Origin of the sequence: Bartonella sp. AA126HLJHH, from assembly GCF_042197425.1 — a bacterium.
Lineage (GTDB): Bacteria > Pseudomonadota > Alphaproteobacteria > Rhizobiales > Rhizobiaceae > Bartonella.
On sequence record NZ_JBHIRU010000003.1, the window covers coordinates 63,126 to 82,103 of the forward strand.

An 18,978-nucleotide genomic window follows, 5' to 3' on the forward strand; every position below is an offset into this window, starting at 1 on the left:
AATGAACAACATAGGAGAATAATGATGGCAATGAGTGCCCATGCAATTGAAACGCTTATTCGTGAAGGCATTCCTGATGCTACAGTAAGAATTCGTGATCTTGCTGGAGATGGGGAACATTATGCTGCAGAAGTTATTTCTGAAAGTTTTCGTGGTAAAACCCGTGTTCAACAACATAAAATGGTCTATGATGCCCTTAAAGGCAATATGGGAAATGACCTTCACGCCTTAATGTTGCAAACAAATGTCCCAAAATAATCTAAAATTTCTTCTTGCATTCACACATTTAATACGATTAAAAGCAGTATGAATATAAATTACACACTGATAAGAATCTGAAATATCGAGGGATAAAAATGACCACTGTTCATGATTTTATTGACAACGAAATTAAAACAAACGACGTCATTTTATTCATGAAAGGAACACCTGACGCTCCGCAATGCGGGTTTTCGGGACAAGTTGTTCAAATTCTTGATTATTTAGGATTGAATTATAAAGGGATTAATATCTTAACTTCTAACGAATTGCGTCAAGGGATTAAAGATTACTCAAATTGGCCAACAATTCCACAGCTTTATATCAAAGGTGAATTTATCGGAGGCTGTGATATTGTTAAAGAGATGTTTCAAAACAATGAGTTACAGGAACTTTTGAAAGAAAAAAATATTCCATGTAATCAATCATAGGTATCTTTCATTTTATTCAGACTCTTAAAAAGAGCTGTTTTCAGACGAAATTTTTATTTCAAGGATGCCATATGTCATATTCAGTCGATGAACAAACGCATAGAGATGCGATTAGAAACAAAATTGGCTATAAAGAATTTGTTATTCTTATTGCTTCGCTCATGGCTATTAACGCTATAGCTGTTGATATTATGCTGCCAGCTATGCCCGATATTTTAGACGGCTTAAATGTTCTCAATGAAAATGATCAACATTATATCATTTCGAGTTATCTTATTAGCTATGGTATTGCTCAAATATTTTTCGGTCCAATAAGCGATAGGTATGGACGACGTAAACTTATTCTTCTCGGGCTCGCTTTTTATTCATTTACGGCGATTGGCTGTGCCTTTGTAACTGATTTTTCTCTCTTACTTATTTTACGTATCTTGCAAGGTATTGGAGGGGCTGCTATGCGAGTTCTTACAGTTTCCGTCGTACGTGATCTTTACAGTGGTCGAAAAATGGCAGAAGTTATGTCTATTGTTATGATGGTTTTTCTTGTTGCACCAATGGTTGGTCCCGCAACAGGACAGATCATTTTACTTCTTGGACATTGGCAATATATTTTTATTTTCATGGCAATGATTGGTTTAGGACTGATGATTTGGATTCAACTGCGCTTGCCTGAAACTCTTTATGCGCAACGCTCTCTTTCCTTTTCTTCAGTTAAACACAACTTATGGATTGTAATAACCAATCGCACAACACTTTGCTATACACTTGCAACTTCCATTATTTTAGGCTGTATCTTTACCGCCGTTAATACATCACAACAAACATATGAAGGGATCTATAATCTAGGACTTTGGTTCCCTATTGCTTTTGCAGTTGGTGCTGCATTTCAAGCTCTATCATCATTCTTTAACTCTCAACTCGTTGGACGCCTTGGAATGCGGCGTATTGCTCATACTATGCTTTTGCTCTTTTGTGCCACTTCATGCATTTGGTTTATTGGGTCCATCTTAGCAGGTGGTGTTATCCCTTTTCCTTTTTATATGACGTTATATTGTATATTAATGTTTACCTGCGGTGGTATTATGGCCAATTTCAATACACTCGCTCTTGAACCTGTAGGAGAAATAGCTGGAACAGCTTCTTCTGTATCCGGCTTTCTTCAAACATCTATCGGCGCAGGACTTAGCTTTTTTATTGCCCAACAATTCGATGAAACAACCATCCCAAACTCAGCAGGATTTTTCTTTCTGAGTCTCACTGCCATACTTCTCGTCTTATGGGCTGAACGTGGTCATCTTTTTAGGCAATATCATAGTAATCCTAACGAATAAATATTACTACGAAAGATTAATAACATCTCTCTTGAACAATAAGAAAATAAACCTATCAGACAAAATAAAACATCTCCAAATAGAACACTCTTGTGTTAAACATTCACATTGTTTGTTTAAAGGTACAGCTCTCGAAATATCAAATCATTTCACGACAGCACCCATAAATGGTATAATGTAAAAAAACAAACATACCTATTGTTGCAACAACTCTTGTCTGTGAAACGGTTTATTAAAAAATATTTTGATTCTTTTCTTCAATAGTTTTTATGAAGACGGGCTAGTCTCTCATCTCATGACAGGCAAACAAACAGTTTTGATTGGTTTAACCTAAACAAGATCGAAATAAGAGAAAAACTTACGCTTTAGGTCTTTCGTTCAATATAAAAAATAATAAATTATCTTTATAAATTAATATCTTACACAATCATAAAACCATAGGAAACTTTCCCATTTATAAAATACATTTAATTGATAAATTTTCCTGATTTTGGAAATCCTCTTGGAACCAAACGCCCGACGCCCGCACGCATTCCCATCCATTCAATGAGATCATCAGCTTGACGGTTAAAGATTCGTTCAGCTATATCTTGCCAACTTAAGCCTTCTGATAAATTAAAAGTCTTGGCATCAACAACACCACCTTCTTTATAACGCTGTAAACGAACACCTTTACCGCGATTCATTTCTGGTATTTGTTCAATAGAAAAAATAAGCATTTTACGGTTTTCACCGACTACAGCAACATGATCACCATTTACCGGAACACAAAGCTTTACCTTATCAGGAGCTTTCACATTCATCACTTGCTTTCCTTTTCGTGTATTGGCGATCACTTCTGCAGAAGAAACAATAAAACCATTACCGTGAGATGAAACCAAGAGCAATTTTTCCTCGGCGTGATGCACAAACGCTGTGAGAACATCGTGCTCATCATCCATATCAACTAAGAGACGAATAGGTTCACCATGTCCCCGCCCTCCAGGTAAATTATTTGCACCAATAGCAAAAAACTTCCCCCCCGTACTGATCAGCACAATCTTGTCGGTCGTAAATGCTGGAAAGGCTAACTTTAAACTGTCTCCTTCTTTAAAAGAAAGTGCTTTATAATCGTTCAAGTGTCCCTTCAAAGCACGCATCCACCCCTTTTCAGAAATAACAATAGTAATCGGTTCTTTTTCGATCATTGCTTGTTGAATATCATCAAGATCATGTCTTGGTGCTTCTTCAAACGTCGTACGTCTTTTCCCCAAAAGTGTTTCAGGACCAAAAGTGTTTCGAACTTTTTTGATTTCTTCTGAAATTATTTTCCACTGTTTTATAGGAGAAGCTAACAAATTCTGTAGCTTTTCTTTTTCAGCTTTCAAACTTTCAAATTCTTTACGAATTTCAAATTCCTCAAGCTTACGCAAAGAACGCAAGCGCATATTAAGAATAGCTTCAGCTTGATTTTCTGTTAATTCAAACCGATTAATCAGCTTCTTTTTCGGTTCATCCTCTTCACGAATAATCTGAATGACCTCATCGAGATTTAAATAGGCAATAAGATATCCATGAAGAATTTCCAATCGGCTATCAATTTGATCAAGCCGATAATGAGAGCGACGAATAAGCACTTCTTGACGATGTTCAAGCCATTGCTGCAAACTTTCTCGCAAAGAAAGGACATTGGGTATTTTTCCCAAAGACAAAACATTCAGATTAAGGGGAAATCTTACTTCAAAGTCAGTCAATTTAAAAAGAGACTCCATAAGGAGCTCCGGATCAACCGACCGATTTTTAGGAACCAGCACGATTCTGATATCTTCTGCTGATTCATCTTGGATATCCTCAAGCATTGGCAATCGGCGTGCAAGCAATAACTCTGCTGTTTTTTCAATAAGACGTGACTTTTGAATCTGATAGGGAATTTCAGTCACAACAATCACATAAGAACCACGGCTACCAGGTTCCTGATGCCAACGTGAACGCAAGCGAAAGAATCCACGCCCAACACGATAGGATTCCTCAATACTTTTTTTAGGTTCAACTAAAATTCCCCCCGTCGGAAAATCAGGACCAAGAACGAATTGATTTAATGCCTCATCATTTACATCGGGATGCGCAATCAAATGGAGTGCTGCATCACAAAGCTCAGCAACATTATGGGGGGGAATAGATGTTGCCATACCAACAGCAATACCAGAAGAACCATTTGCTAAAAGATTAGGGAAAGCTCCTGGTAAAACAACAGGCTCTTCATCTTCCTCATTATAGGTTAAACGAAAATCAATAGCATTCTCATTAATTCCTTCAAGTAACAATGCAGCCACTTCAGTCATACGTGCTTCCGTATAACGCATGGCAGCAGCATTATCACCATCAATATTACCAAAATTGCCTTGCCCATCAACCAACGGATAACGAACAGCAAAACTTTGAGCCAAGCGCACCAAGGCATCATAAATAGACGCATCCCCATGAGGATGAAATTTTCCCATGACATCACCAACAATCCGCGCACATTTCGCATAAGACTGTCCAGGATTTAGTTTGAGAAGACGCATCGCATGAACAATCCGCCGGTGGACAGGCTTCAATCCATCACGTACATCAGGCAATGCACGATGTGTAATCGTAGAAAGTGCATAAGCCAAATAACGTTCCTGTAAAGCAGAACGTAATTCTATTGGTTCAATATGTTCTTTATCAAAAGGTAAATTCATTTTATCAGACATAGTATTAAAACAACAATTCCCACAATAATAAGAAATTATTTTATAGGATTTATTTAATGAAATCTTCTATGAGTCGACTTTTTTATTAAAAGTCAATTACATAAAAACAAACGCTGCAATTAGAACATGAACAGAAAATTATATCAATTTGAAAAATTTATACATGTCCTTCCCCCCTTGTCCTAAGTAATTTATTGAAAGCTTTGTTAAATTCGACGATAATTTAACTGCCCACAAAGAGTTATTTCATCTTTTCTGAAATGACAAAAGCACCTTTCAAACATCATCTTTTATTATAAAGATAAATTGTATAACAACCCCATTCAGTTTTTCTACGAAAAACCAAAAAAATGTTCAAAGCTTATGAAATTTAAACTTTTCAGAGTAAGTCCATAGAATGGAAAACCACATTATTCTCATAAAAACGAAGAGACACAATTCTCTGCTACAACGTTGTAAAAACTTCAATAAAAAATAAATAATATATTGACATATAAAGATAATTAATTTTTTTTTCAACTAAAATGAGGCTCCCGAATATTATAGAATTCTTTTATTTCTAATTTATTCATGATCAAGCAATTATAATTATTTCCTCACCTATCACAAGGGGAAAAGCCACTATAGAAACAAGGAATAAAAATGCCTCATAAAGAATCAACACAATAGCGTTTTGCCTATCTAAATTTCACAAACAGTACACGCACACACCGTTGACTCTTGAAAGGCATCAAAACTTCACTCTACGTAGAAAAAGACGAAAACAATCCATTATCAACTTTATGAGCTATTTTTGTGAGTAGGAGCCATGCGGATTCCTAAATCACGTAATTGTGTAGGAGAAACATCAGACGGAGCGCTCATTAAAAGATCAAGCGCCTGTTGGTTCATAGGGAATAAAGCAACTTCACGCAAATTTTTAACACCTTGTAACAGCATAATAATGCGGTCAATTCCCGCAGCCATGCCACCATGTGGCGGAGCCCCATAATGGAATGCACGATAAAGACCACCGAAACGATCTTTCACAACTTCCTTAGAAAGTCCTACAAGTTCAAAAACTTTAAGCATCATTTCTGGTAAGTGATTACGAATTCCACCTGATGCAATTTCATAACCATTGCAAACAAGATCATATTGAAAAGCTTTAATAGTAAGAGGATCTTGGCAGGCAAGGGCATTTTCTCCCCCTTGAGGCATGGAAAAAGGATTATGGCCAAAATCAATCTTTTTTTCATCTTCATTCCATTCAAAAAATGGAAAATCAACAATCCACGCCAAAGAGAAACTATCTCTATCAAGAAGATCTAATTCTTCCCCTACCCTTGTGCGTGCTGCTCCGGCAAAAGATGAAAACTTTTTTGGATCGCCAGCTACAAAAAAACAGGCATCCCCACTTTCAAGACCAAGCTGTATACGGATTGCTTCAGTCCTCTGTTCACCAATATTTTTGGCGATAGGCCCTGCTCCTTCAAATTTTCCTTCTTCTTCACGCCAGAAAATATAGCCGAGTCCTGGTTGCCCCTCGCCTTGTGCCCATACATTCATACGATCACAAAAAGCACGACTTCCACCCGTTTTAGCTGGAATAGCCCACACTTGTGCATTCTCATCATTCGCTAAAATTTGAGCAAAGACTTTGAAACCAGAATTATAAAAATGCTGAGAAACATCTTCCATAATGATCGGATTACGCAGATCAGGCTTATCAGAACCATATTTTCGCATTGCTTCATCATAGGAAATGCGAGGAAAGCTTTGTGTCACAGTCTTTCCATCTGCAAATTCTTCAAAAATAGAACGCATAATAGGTTCCATAGTTGCTAAAACATCTTCTTGCTCAACAAAACTCATTTCAACATCTAATTGATAAAATTCACCAGGAAGACGGTCGGCCCTTGGATCTTCATCTCTAAAACATGGAGCAATCTGAAAATAACGATCAAAACCTGACATCATCAACAACTGTTTATATTGCTGTGGCGCTTGCGGTAACGCATAAAATTTTCCCTGATGAACACGACTTGGAACCAAAAAATCACGTGCGCCTTCCGGCGATGAAGCTGTCAAAAGTGGCGTCGTAAATTCCGTAAAACCATTATTTTGCATAGCTCGTCTCATAGCCGCAATAATTTCAGTCCGACGCATGATATTTTTGTGCATAGTCTCCCGACGCAAATCAAGAAAACGATATTTTAATCGAATATCTTCTGGATAATCAGGCTCACCAAAAACCGGTAAAGGAAGCTCATCAGATTTTGAAAGAATTTCTACCTCTTGTGCAAAAATTTCAATCTCACCTGTTGGAAGCGCTGCATTAATAACCTCATCAGCACGTGCACATACCTCCCCATCCACACGAATAACCCATTCAGAACGCACTTTTTCAATCACTTTAAATGCTGGTGAAGCAGGATCTGCAACAATTTGTGTGATTCCAAAATGATCACGTAAATCCACAAAAAGAATCCCTCCATGATCACGAACACGATGAACCCACCCCGAAAGACGAACTTGTGTTCCTACATCACATCTACGAAGAGCCGCACAATGATGACTGCGATAACGATGCATGTTTTTTGCCTTTGATTATAATATTCACATGCGCTACAAACGCTTTTTAATAACCATTTGTCAAGATATGAGAATAAAAACTCAAAAATAAAGTCAACAAAGGACAAATTTAATTTATCGAATTATAATAAAATGATGAATCTTATTACACAAACAACAGATCTTGAAATTGCACTTAACGCTCTACGTACCTCTGATTTTGTAACAGTCGATACTGAGTTTATCCGCGAAACAACTTTTTGGCCTCAACTGTGTTTAATACAGCTCGCCTCACCAAATGTTACAGTTTTGATTGATCCCATAGCACCAGATATTAATTTACAACCTTTTTTTGACCTTATGATCGATAAAAAAGTTGTAAAAGTTTTTCATGCTGCGCGCCAAGATATTGAAACAATTTATCATCTTGGAGGTGTTATTCCTTCCCCTCTCTTTGATACGCAAATAGCAGGATCAATTTGTGGATTTGGTGATTCTATCTCCTATGATCAAATTGTACAACGCTGTACAGGGCATCATCTTGATAAATCTTCCCGCTTTACAGACTGGAGTTGCCGACCTTTGTCTGAAAAACAACTGCTCTATGCACTTGCCGATGTAACCTATTTAAGAGATGTTTACCTGTTATTGAAAAAAAGGTTAGAAAAAAATCAACGTGCTCACTGGATGGATGATGAACTAACAATCCTTTTAAATCCTAAAACCTATGATATGCCAGAAGATGAAGCATGGAAAAAAGTGAAAGGAAAAATTAAAAAGCCACGTGAACTTGCTGTATTACAAAAGATAGCAGCTTGGCGTGAACGTGAAGCACGAAGATACAATATGTCACGTCGTCATATCATAAAAGATGAATGTCTTATAGAAATAGCAACCCAACAACCAAAAGATGAATCTGCATTAAAACGATTGCGCAGTCTTAATAAGAATTGGGATAAACTCTCAATTGCTCAATCATTAATCAAAGCTGTCCATGAAGGCTTAGAGGTGGATCTTTCTACTTTACCCCCCATTCCTAAACATAATCCACTCAATGATACGACAGCCGCTGTTATCGATCTGCTCAAAGTGTTATTAAAAATTGTTGCAAATGAAAACAGCATTGCCCCTAAAATTATTGCAACATCTAATGATTTAGAAAAAATTGCCAATGGAGGAATAAAGAAAAATATTCCCGCTATGAATGGCTGGCGCTATGAAATATTTGGTAAAAAAGCCGAACAACTGCTAAAGGGCCAGATAGGGTTTTACTTTAACGATGGAAAAATAAGCACAAAACAGCTTTAATTTACATTTTCATTTTGAAAAATCCATTATGCTACTCATTATCTATATCAATTGGTATGCCCTATAGACCAACGCAAACAGGATAAATAAAGCCCACTTCTGACAAAGTTAAAAAATTAAATAGTAAACTCTCATTAAAATGATAGCTAAATCTTTATCAGGTTAATCAAATAGCAATCCCATTAAAAATAATCTAAAAAAAACAGACAGCTCCTCATTTAAAAGTTTTAAAAAGAAAAAGTTCTTAATAATAAAAGCGCATTCGTTACAAAAATAGCAGCCTCGCAATAGGAACAAACAAAGATATAATGCCTCACGTCACCATATCGTATTAAAAACTACCGAGATTGCAATCTAACAATCAAAAACGAGCCAGCATAACAACTAAAATACCTAACAAAAGCAATATATTGATTTCTAAAAATAATCTAGCGTTATTTATATTGAATTAGACCTCCGAATATCGTAAGATTCTCTCACTCCATCTCAATAAGACTCATAAAGTTTCACATAAGAAATTATATGATAAAGCGCTGTTTTTTATAAATTAAACACCTTTCAAAGGATTCGAAAATCATGGTTAATAAATAGTTGTGATTTATTTCTATTTTTTATAGTGAAAGGATTTTATAATGACTGAAATGATATTCTTTTGACAGACCGTGAAAGTGCAAAACTGTTTCATATGAGTATTTCAACATTCCAGCGTCATGTAACCAATGGATCTCTCCCAAAATCTTTAAAACTTGTTTTTTATCGCGTTGGTTACAATCGTAATCTTATCAAGATAATCGAGCAAGCTAAACAGAAACGTTATACGACGCAGCATAAAAAGAAAACCTTTTCACGTAAAAATGGACAAAACTTTTCATTTTCACATGAAGCTTATGAAGTGAAAAATCCATCCTGTGATTCAAGTAACAGAATAAAAAATTATGTTTTCTTTTATGAATGCTCAGGCATTACAAATGCTTTGCGTGGTGTCTAGCATGGGCGTTATGGAACAAGTCCTATTGTCCAGCTCATGATGATAGGCTACCTAGTTTATCCCTGTCAATGGCCCTATTATTAAGACATAAAACACGAATAAATTAGGAAAAAAATCAAAAAATTTCAAAAGCAAGAGGTTGTTTTATTATTTTTGATAACTTCTGTAATCGTCCAAGAGGACGTTCTCCTAATAACCCAGCGTAATTCTTTGGGATCTGCAGGATAATATGATCTGCTTTTTTATGCCACAATAAATGAGGTAAAATTCCTGCAACAGAAGCACTAAAAAGATGAGCAATACGCATAGTTTCGCCAAGAATACGTGCTTTTTCAATTATATTTTGAGTTGCTAATTGAAAAATGGGAAGAGATTCTTTATCAACCAATAAACTCGTATTGCGAAAAAAAACAGCAAGTGCCGCATAAAGGCGCCCTTCATGAGAAATTCCTGGATAAGATCCTAAAGCTATTTGATTTGCTGCTTCATTGCCTCGATAATCTGGATGTATACGCCAACCAATATCCGCAAGAAGACAAGCGGCTTGACGATAACGGCATTCATTTTCGGTTTCTGAAATTCCAAAAACTTCAAAAGCATTCGTCGTAAAATCAATGAGTTCTTCTGCTTGTTTTGGTGAACGTGCCCGTAAAATAGCCATTTCTGTGCATGCTGCAATGAGAGGATCTGAAAGTCGAATCGCCTGCGGCAATCGTGAATAAAGAAAACCTTCACGAACGCCAGCACCAGAAAAGATTATCTTTTCAAACTCCATACACTGAATGAGTTCAATAAGAACTATTGCCCCATAAGATAAAAGTTTTCGACGGTTCTGAGAAACCGCTGCAATCCCTCTCATATTATCAATATTGCCACGTGCTACAAGACGTAAAAAGTTCTCCATTTCAACAGCATCAACTTCATAGCCGTGCATAACAGGGAGCCGATAGTGTTTCATTGCCATATGGAGTTTTGCCAAATTACGCCATGTCCCCCCTACTGCATAAAAATAACGTGCTATACCTTTACGAGCACGAACAACAGACGATTTATAAAATTGCTCATGTACAATTTTTGTAGCTACAGCACTATCATTATTTGACATATACTGTAGCCTTAAACCACCCAATGGGAGCGTTATCCCTTCACCAACATCAGAATGATCAATATCAATCAGCTCAAGACTTCCACCACCAAGATCCCCAGAAATACCTTTTGGTTGATAAAAAGTAGACACAACTCCATATGCTGAATACATAGCTTCTTCACTTCCTGAAAGAAGATATATTTTATTTTGCAAAATATCTTCAGCATGCTGAATAAATGCTACGCCATTCTGTGCATCTCGTGCTGCTGCTGTTGCTAAAGTATAGACCTCATCTGCCCCAATCTGTCGACAAAGCGTACGAAACCGTTTCAGTGTTTGCAACGCCATTTTCATCGATTTTTCTTCTAAAAATCCTGTTTTCGCCACACCATGACCGAGACCACAAAGAATCTTTTCATTAAATAAAACTGTTGGTGATCGAACAAGCCCCTCATAAATAACCAACCGAACAGAATTTGAGCCAATGTCAATAACAGCAACAGGCTTACGCCCTTTTAACCGACCTTGAGCATCTCTATATGTCATTGGATTTTAGTCTTTATGTATTTCGGCTTGTTGCCGATGCAACGCAACCAAGCGCGAAACAGAAGACTCAAAAGACTCATTTTCCCCCGCAAAACTTGTATTGGCCATAAAATACTCCTGCGCATTAAATAGACTTTCACCTATCTGCGGTGTAATACGTTTTGATGTTCCATCCTTAAGTATATCAAAGCTTTGTTGATTATCAATGATATTAGCTAACATAATCTGTAAAAGAATTTTTTGACGCACTATTTTATTAAAAACTGGAACCAATATTTCAATACGATAGTCCAAATTACGAGGCATCATATCAGCAGAGCCTAAGTAAACGAGTGCATTTTCATTAGGCAAATCTTGACCATTTCCAAAACAAAAAATGCGACTATGTTCAAGAAAACGCCCGACAATTGATTTTACACGAATATTATCCGAAATTCCTAGAATACCAGGACGTAAACAACATATCCCCCGCACAACCAAATCAATTTGCACCCCTGCTTGACTGGCACGATATAAAGCATCAATAATTTCAGGATCAACCAATGCATTAACTTTCATCCAAATAGCAGCAAACCTTCCCTGTTGTGCATGAACAATTTCTCCCTCAATATGCTCTAAGATACGACCACGCAATGTTAAGGGTGAAAAAGCAATCTTCATTGTTTCATTTGGACGCTCATATTGCGCAATATAATTGAACAATAACGCAACATCATGAGCGATATCATCATCCGTGGAAAAAAAAGAAAGATCGGTATAAGTTTTAGCGTTAATGGGATGATAATTTCCTGTTCCAAGATGAACATAAGAGCGAAGACGTTTTCCCTCACGTCTCACAACTAATGACATCTTAGCATGCGTTTTTAATGCAATAAAACCAAAAATAACTTGAACCCCAGCACATTCAAGATCCCGGGCCCAACGAATATTTGCTTCCTCATCAAAACGTGCTTTAAGTTCTACCAAAGCAGTCACAGACTTTCCCTGTTCAGCTGCTTCAATCAAAGCGCCAACAATTGGACTATCATTTGATGTACGATAAAGTGTTTGTTTTATTTCTACAACATCAGGATCGCAAGCAGCTTGACGTAAAAATTGGACAACAACATCAAATGTCTCATAGGGGTGATGAATCACAATATCATTTTCACGAATAGCCGCAAAACAATCCCCTTTATGTTTACGAATACATTCTGGAACACGAGAAATATAAGGAATAAATTTAAGATCATCGCGGGGAATAGAAACAATTTCTGATACCGTATTAAGCGCTAAAAATCCGTCAAGGACATTAATACAATTATCAGGAACAGCGAGACTATTCGCTATAAATTGGCGTAAACTCTCTGGCATTTTTGCGTCAAACTCAACTCGAATAACCTGCCCACGGCGCCGCCTTTTGAGAGCAGTTTCAAAAAAATGAACAAGATCCTCAGCTTCTTCTTCTACTTCAATATCACTATCTCGGATTATTCTAAATGTACCAATTCCTTTAACCTCATAGTTAGGAAATACATATTTAATAAAAAGGCAAATAACATCTTCAGATGCAATAAAACGAAAATGATTGCCTTCTTGAGGAAGAAGAATAAAACGCCTTAAAAGCATTGAAATAGACAACAACACTGTGTGTGAATTCTGATCAGTTTCTCCAGACAATTGAAGCCCAATAGAAAGCCCTAAATTAGGAATAAATGGAAAAGGATGAGTAGAATCAACAGGTAAAGGTTTTAAAACAGGAAAAATTGTCTCAAGAAAATATTTTTCAAGCCATGATTTTTCAATTTCTGAAAGATCATCAGAACAAATAATTTCAATATCATTCTTTTTTAATTCATCACGTAAAACATTCAATTCTCGTAGTTGGTGAGCCTGCAGCTTTGAAATCTCAGCTAATACAATATCAAGTTGTTCCTGTGGAGTGTGCCCATCTGCACTGCACGCTGTAACGCGAGCACGAATTTGAGCTGCTAGTCCTGCAACACGAACCATAAAAAACTCATCAAGATTTGCAGCTGAAATAGAAAGAAATTGTAGACGTTCTAATAAAGGATGTTTCGAATTAGCCGCTTCCATCAAAACACGATTATTAAATTGTAGCCATGAAAACTCTCGATTAATAAATCGTACCGGATTTTTCATTGTTATATTCGATATAGAAATTTTATCTACCACCCTCTGTTCCATATATCCTAAATAATTTTCTTCTATATTTTCTAAAATCCTTGACGAAATATCTCACATAACATTTGATAATATGTTATCATCATAATAATATATCAATGCCTAACTTCCCTCATCATTTTTCCATTTAATATTTAAAAGTACTTGGAATTATTGCTATGCGCAAAGCACTAAAAGTAAGACAACTATTCTAATATAGCATAAAAGAAGAGAAATTTGTCTTAAAAAGCATCTTGCATTATTATACGCTTTATTACAAACTCACGCCTATAAAATAGAAGAGCCCAATCATAGCTGATGAGAAAATTTATTCTGGAGTTTGTATGCCATGGCTGATCACAATATTCCTCATTTCCAAAATGACCTTGGATATAAAACAATCGAAATTGGTGTGAAAGAATTTATGTGTGTAGGCGCTACACACCCATTCGATCATCCTCATATCTTTATCGATATGGGAGCAGCAGATGAGAAAATTTGCCCTTACTGCTCAACCCTTTATCGTTATGTTCCCTCGCTATCATACGATCAAACAAACCCAACAGGATGCTTATATCATCCAGAAAAGCTATTATAATTGCGTTTTTTGGCTTTCTTAATAACCCCTCTTTTAATTCTGCTTGTTTAATATGAAATCATTTGTGGAACAATCACCCATCATCGTTGGAGGAGGAATTGCTGGTTTAAGCACCGCTTTAGCACTCGCTCATAAAGGAATTGCAAGCACCATTATCGAAAAGTGTAAGCAACTTGAAACGATAGGCGCTGGTATTCAACTGACACCAAATGCAACATCTATTCTTGCTCGCTGGAAACTTCTTAACAAACTCACTGAAGTCGCGACAATCCCATATTTTCTTGAGTTAAAAGATGGATTATCTTTAAAAATACATCTACGGGCTCATCTTATTAATCTAACAGAAAAATATTGGAAAGCCCCTTATATGACGATTCACCGCGCGGCTTTACAAAAAATTTTATATAATGCAGTGATTGAAAATCCTTTGATCAAATACAAAGCAGGCGAAACGATTGTATCTTCTACCCAATCGGCAACCAACATTAAAATCACGACCATAAAAACAGATACGGCAACAGAACAGCTTTATTCAACGCCCCTCTTGATCGGATGTGATGGCGTTTGGTCAACATTACGGCAACAATCTCCTTTTCATGAAAAAGCAAATTTTAGTGGCTTTATTGCTTGGCGTGCAACAACAACATCTGATAATCTTCCTCAAAACTTTCGTTCTTCATTGCAAAATATGAAGACAATTACGGCTTGGATGGGACCAAAAAATCATCTTGTTGTCTACCCCATTCAATCGTCAGAAAAAAATTTTAATTTTGTCGCCATTACGAATGGAGAAAGTTCAAAAGAAGGATGGGCTCATAAAGGAGATAAAGAAAAACTCAAATCTCTTTTTAAAGATTGGAATTCAAAAATCTTACAAATCTTCGATCATATTGATGAATGGAGTTATTGGCCACTTTTTCAAATGAAACAAAATCGTTTTATCGGTTTAGAGAGACAAGTATTTGTTGGCGATTGCGCACATGCTGCCTTACCTTTTGCAGCACAAGGTGCCGCTATGGCAATCGAAGATGCCGCCACATTAGCAAAAGCACTTTCATTGAAAGATTTTTCATTAACGAAAGCACTTTCGCTTTACGAAACAACACGCACCCCGCGTATTGTAGCAGTAAAAAAACGCGGAGATTTCAATAGATTAGCCTATCACGCAACCGGTCCCATAGCAATTGCACGCAATCTCATGATGAAAATTCGTACACCAGAGAGCATTATGTCAGATCTCAATTGGCTTTACATGTATGATGCGATGAATTCTATAAAAAATAATGATAAAAACTTATAAAATTCTTCCGGCACTTTGAATATTACGAAAGAACGAGATTTTTTTAATTTTATGACACTAAAAAATATCATAATTTACTCTAATAAAAGCAATATTTTTCGAAACCTACAATCCGATTTTAAAAGCTCCATTTTTAGCTCTCCTAAAAGCAAAAACACCACTCAAAATCAGCTCCCATATTTAATCTTTCTTTAACTCAATTCTACATCAACAACACCCTGAATTAATTTCATAGCATTTGCGACATGTGAATTTACCTTATATCGCTTAGGAAGCGCAATTTCGACTTCTCGCAATCCATCCTCTTGAATTAAAATAAGCCCAACCTCTCCATTCCCCCCAAGATTTAAATTTTGTTCAATTTGTGGAAGCATATCAACTGTTTTTATAAAGAGACGCATCATTTTATGCTGTTGTAATGATTCATTTTCCAAAGACTGAATTGTTTCAATTCGCAAACTAACTCCTTCAGAACGATTTTCTGCGCTCACCGTAATAATAAAAGATTTTCCGGGTTCTAGCATCTCTTCATAATCCGAGAGTGCCTCAGAAAAGAGAACTGCTTCATATTGTCCACTTGTATCAGAAAAATGAATAATTCCCATTTTTTTACCAGATTTTGTTTTGCGCACGTTTTTTGCCACAACAGTTCCAGCAAGCCGTGCAGCCGTTGCTCCCCCTTTAACGGCATTGGCAAAATTACCCCAAGTCTGAATACGTTTTTTGTTCAGAATAGCTTGATACTCCTCCAAAGGATGCGCAGAAAAGTAAAAACCTATAGCTTGAAATTCTCGATAAAGTTTCTCAGCCGGCAACCAAGGGGTTGTTTGCGATAAAATCAATGGTTCTTTTAATCCGCCTGCCATTCCAAATATATCAACCTGCCCGCTAGAATTGTCATCGAGAATACGAAGTGCACGCGCATGAAGGGTTCCAAGATTGGCTAATAAAACCTCACGTGCAATGTTAAAACAATCAAAAGCACCAGCACAAACTAAACTTTCCATCGCACGCTTATTAACAATACGAGGATCAACACGCGCACAAAAATCTTCCAAATCCTTAAAAATCTTACTCCCACGACAAGAAACAATATGATCTACAACAGTTTCTCCCACACCTTTAATGGCAGCAAGAGAATAATAAATACAATTATCACCAACCTCAAAAACACGATGAGATGTTTGTATAGAAGGTGCAATAACTTCAATACCCAACCTTAATGCTTCACGCCGAAAATCATTGAGCTTATCTGTATTCGTCATATCATATGTCATTGAAGCAGCTAAAAACTCAACGGGATAGTTTGCTTTCATATAAGCCGTTTGGTAAGAAACAATTGCATAAGCAGCAGCGTGCGATTTATTAAAACCATAATCGGCAAATTTTGCTAAAAGATCAAAGATAATATCAGCTTGATCTTTATCCACGCCACCTGCAACAGCTCCATTGACAAAACGCGTACGCTGTTTTTGCATTTCAGCATGAATTTTTTTCCCCATAGCACGACGTAGTAAATCAGCTTCTCCAAGCGAATAGCCAGCAAGAACCTGAGCAATCTGCATCACCTGTTCTTGATAGACAATAACACCTTGTGTTTCTTTGATCAGATGATCTATCTTAGGATGAATAGAAGCAATTTCCTCTTCCCCATGTTTGCGTGCATTATAGGTTGGAATATTCTCCATTGGACCTGGACGATAAAGTGCAACCAGCGCAATAATATCTTCAATACGGTCTGGCTTCATTCCAATCAACGCCTTGCGCATACCAGAACTTTCCACCTGAAACACGCCAACCGTTTCACCACGTGCCATCATAGCGTAGGTTGCTTCATCATTCAGAGGAATATTTGATAAATCTATTTTAATCCCCTTTCTGGCAACAAAATCGACTGCCATTTTCAAAACAGTAAGCGTTTTTAATCCAAGAAAATCAAATTTTACCAGCCCCGCTTGTTCAACATATTTCATGTTAAATTGTGTAACAGGCATATCAGAACGAGGATCACGATACATCGGGACAAGCTCCCAAAGTGGACGATCTCCGATAACAATCCCAGCAGCATGAGTTGAAGCATGACGATAAAGTCCCTCCAACTGAAGCGCTATATCTAATGCGCGTCCAACAACGGGATCTTTTTTCTTTTCTTCTTCAAATTTAGGTTCATCCTTAATAGCATCTGCTAATTCTACCTGACTTCCTGGGGTGGCAGGAATTAATTTTGTAAGATAATCCACCTGACGATAAGGAACTTCTAAAACACGCCCCACATCACGCAAAACTGCACGTGCCTGTAACTTACCAAAGGTAATAATTTGAGCAACTTGATCACGTCCATATTTTTTTTGAACATATTGAATAACTTCTTCGCGCCGCTCTTGACAAAAGTCGATATCAAAATCTGGCATCGAAACACGATCTGGATTCAGAAAACGTTCAAAGAGAAGAGAAAACCGCAAGGGATCCACATCAGTAATCGTCAATGCATAAGCAACAAGTGAACCAGCACCAGAACCCCGGCCTGGTCCAACGGGAATGTCATGAACCTTTGCCCATTTTATGAAATCTGAAACGATAAGAAAATATCCAGAAAATTGCATACGCGTAATAACTGAAATTTCATAATCAAGCCGCTGTTCATAATCTGCAATCGTATACCCTTCAGCCAACCCTATTGTTTCAAGCCGAATCTTCAAACCATCTTTAGCCTGATTTAATAACTCACTATCTTCTATTTCTAAAGTAGTTTCTGAATTAACAGATTGTTCTATAAAACGAGGCAATATCGGTTTTCGAAGAGGCGAGGCAATATGACAACGCAATGCAATTTCAACACTATTTTCCAAAGCTTCTGGAAGATCAGAAAACAGTGTAACCATTTCATCTTGTGACTTCAAATAATGATCTGGTGTCACACGTTTGCGATCTGGATTAGAGACAATTTGTCCTTCTGAAACAGCCATCAGCGCATCATGCGCTTCATACCCTTCTCTTTGCAGAAAAAAAGCTTCATTCGTTGCTACAAGAGGAATTTCATGCGCATAAGCCAATTCAATAAGATCAGCTTCTACTCTCCGGTCATAAGAGCCATGCCGTTGTAACTCCACATAAAGACGATCAGCAAAAGATTTTTTCAAATAAATTAAGCGCTCAACAGCATGTTCTTTTTTCTCTTCTGCCAAAGAAAGATTAATAGGTCCTCCCTTTCCACCCGTTAAAGCGATTATGCCTTCACTGTGTTCTGACAACCAATCAGCTTTAATATGAGGAGGATCAGTATCACACTTATCAAGATAAGCACGGCTCACAAGACGAACCAAATGAGCATAACCGGTTTCGCTAGCAGCCAAAAGAACAATAGAGCAGAAATCAGAAGCATTACGCCATTTAGCCAAACGTGAATGATCATTTTCATCACAAAAATCAACAGTAAGCTGACAACCAATAATAGGTTGGACCCCATGAGAAAGACAATGCTGTGAAAATTCCAAAGCACCAAATAAATTATTGGTATCGGTAATAGCAACCGCTGGTGCATGATCTGAAATCGTCTGTTGAATAATTTGGGGGATTTTTAAAGCCCCTTCGAGCAAGGAATAAGCTGAATGCACTCTCAAATGAATAAAGCGAGGAAGAGAATTTTTGTTCTCTTGCATTTGCATTTTAGTTTTTACCACTCTCACAATTTCCCATTACAA

Annotated in this window: 11 protein-coding genes and 1 pseudogene; 7 read left to right on the forward strand and 5 right to left on the reverse strand. The window is 37.0% G+C overall.

Going from position 1 to position 18,978, the window contains the following annotated elements:
- The first annotated feature begins 24 nt into the window (after nt 1-24).
- The 3 genes from ACFIQC_RS02710 (at nt 25) to ACFIQC_RS02720 (ending at nt 2,017) form a co-directional block, all read left to right on the forward strand.
- Complete coding sequence (locus ACFIQC_RS02710) at nt 25-258, forward strand: BolA/IbaG family iron-sulfur metabolism protein (protein ID WP_375611543.1); 234 nt, start codon at nt 25-27, stop codon at nt 256-258.
- Between the two features lie 98 nt (nt 259-356).
- Entirely contained in the window at nt 357-689 is a 333-nt protein-coding gene (grxD, locus tag ACFIQC_RS02715) for a Grx4 family monothiol glutaredoxin (protein WP_375606638.1), read from the forward strand.
- Nucleotides 690-760: 71 nt separating this feature from the next.
- Nucleotides 761-2,017, forward strand: a complete 1,257-nt coding sequence (locus ACFIQC_RS02720; RefSeq protein ID WP_375611542.1) for a multidrug effflux MFS transporter — start codon at nt 761-763, stop codon at nt 2,015-2,017.
- Nucleotides 2,018-2,484: 467 nt separating this feature from the next.
- Here the strand turns inward: ACFIQC_RS02720 and parC are convergent, their stop codons facing one another.
- Together parC and aspS are read right to left on the reverse strand one after the other, a co-directional pair.
- The gene (gene parC / locus ACFIQC_RS02725; RefSeq protein ID WP_375706696.1) at nt 2,485-4,734 is read right to left on the reverse strand and encodes a DNA topoisomerase IV subunit A; all 2,250 of its coding nucleotides are present in this window, start codon (nt 4,732-4,734) and stop codon (nt 2,485-2,487) included.
- Between the two features lie 780 nt (nt 4,735-5,514).
- Nucleotides 5,515-7,308, reverse strand: a complete 1,794-nt coding sequence (aspS, locus tag ACFIQC_RS02730; protein WP_375632183.1) for an aspartate--tRNA ligase — start codon at nt 7,306-7,308, stop codon at nt 5,515-5,517.
- 132 nt (nt 7,309-7,440) lie between these two features.
- Here aspS and rnd point away from each other — a divergent pair, with 132 nt between their 5' ends.
- On the forward strand, nt 7,441-8,595 hold the full coding sequence (gene rnd / locus ACFIQC_RS02735; RefSeq protein WP_375706697.1) for a ribonuclease D: 1,155 nt from the start codon (nt 7,441-7,443) through the stop codon (nt 8,593-8,595).
- Between the two features lie 646 nt (nt 8,596-9,241).
- A pseudogene (locus ACFIQC_RS02740) lies at nt 9,242-9,412 on the forward strand (helix-turn-helix transcriptional regulator); the annotation flags it as partial.
- Nucleotides 9,413-9,698: 286 nt separating this feature from the next.
- Here ACFIQC_RS02740 and ppx read toward each other — a convergent pair.
- Together ppx and ACFIQC_RS02750 are read right to left on the reverse strand one after the other, a co-directional pair.
- Nucleotides 9,699-11,216: an exopolyphosphatase gene (ppx, locus tag ACFIQC_RS02745; RefSeq protein WP_375611538.1), complete on the reverse strand. Its 1,518-nt coding sequence runs from the start codon at nt 11,214-11,216 to the stop codon at nt 9,699-9,701.
- Nucleotides 11,217-11,222: 6 nt separating this feature from the next.
- Entirely contained in the window at nt 11,223-13,403 is a 2,181-nt protein-coding gene (locus tag ACFIQC_RS02750; RefSeq protein ID WP_375706698.1) for an RNA degradosome polyphosphate kinase, read from the reverse strand.
- 325 nt (nt 13,404-13,728) lie between these two features.
- Between ACFIQC_RS02750 and ACFIQC_RS02755 the strand changes: the two genes are divergently transcribed.
- Both ACFIQC_RS02755 and ACFIQC_RS02760 read left to right on the forward strand, forming a co-directional pair.
- Nucleotides 13,729-13,977 (forward strand): zinc-finger domain-containing protein, encoded by a 249-nt coding sequence (locus ACFIQC_RS02755; protein WP_375611536.1) that lies wholly within the window; start codon nt 13,729-13,731, stop codon nt 13,975-13,977.
- A 52-nt stretch (nt 13,978-14,029) separates the two neighbouring features.
- Entirely contained in the window at nt 14,030-15,277 is a 1,248-nt protein-coding gene (locus tag ACFIQC_RS02760; protein ID WP_375706699.1) for an FAD-binding protein, read from the forward strand.
- Nucleotides 15,278-15,468: 191 nt separating this feature from the next.
- Here the strand turns inward: ACFIQC_RS02760 and dnaE are convergent, their stop codons facing one another.
- A complete protein-coding gene (dnaE, locus tag ACFIQC_RS02765; protein WP_375706729.1) occupies nt 15,469-18,936 on the reverse strand; it encodes a DNA polymerase III subunit alpha in 3,468 nt (1,155 codons plus the stop codon).
- Nucleotides 18,937-18,978 lie beyond the last annotated feature (42 nt).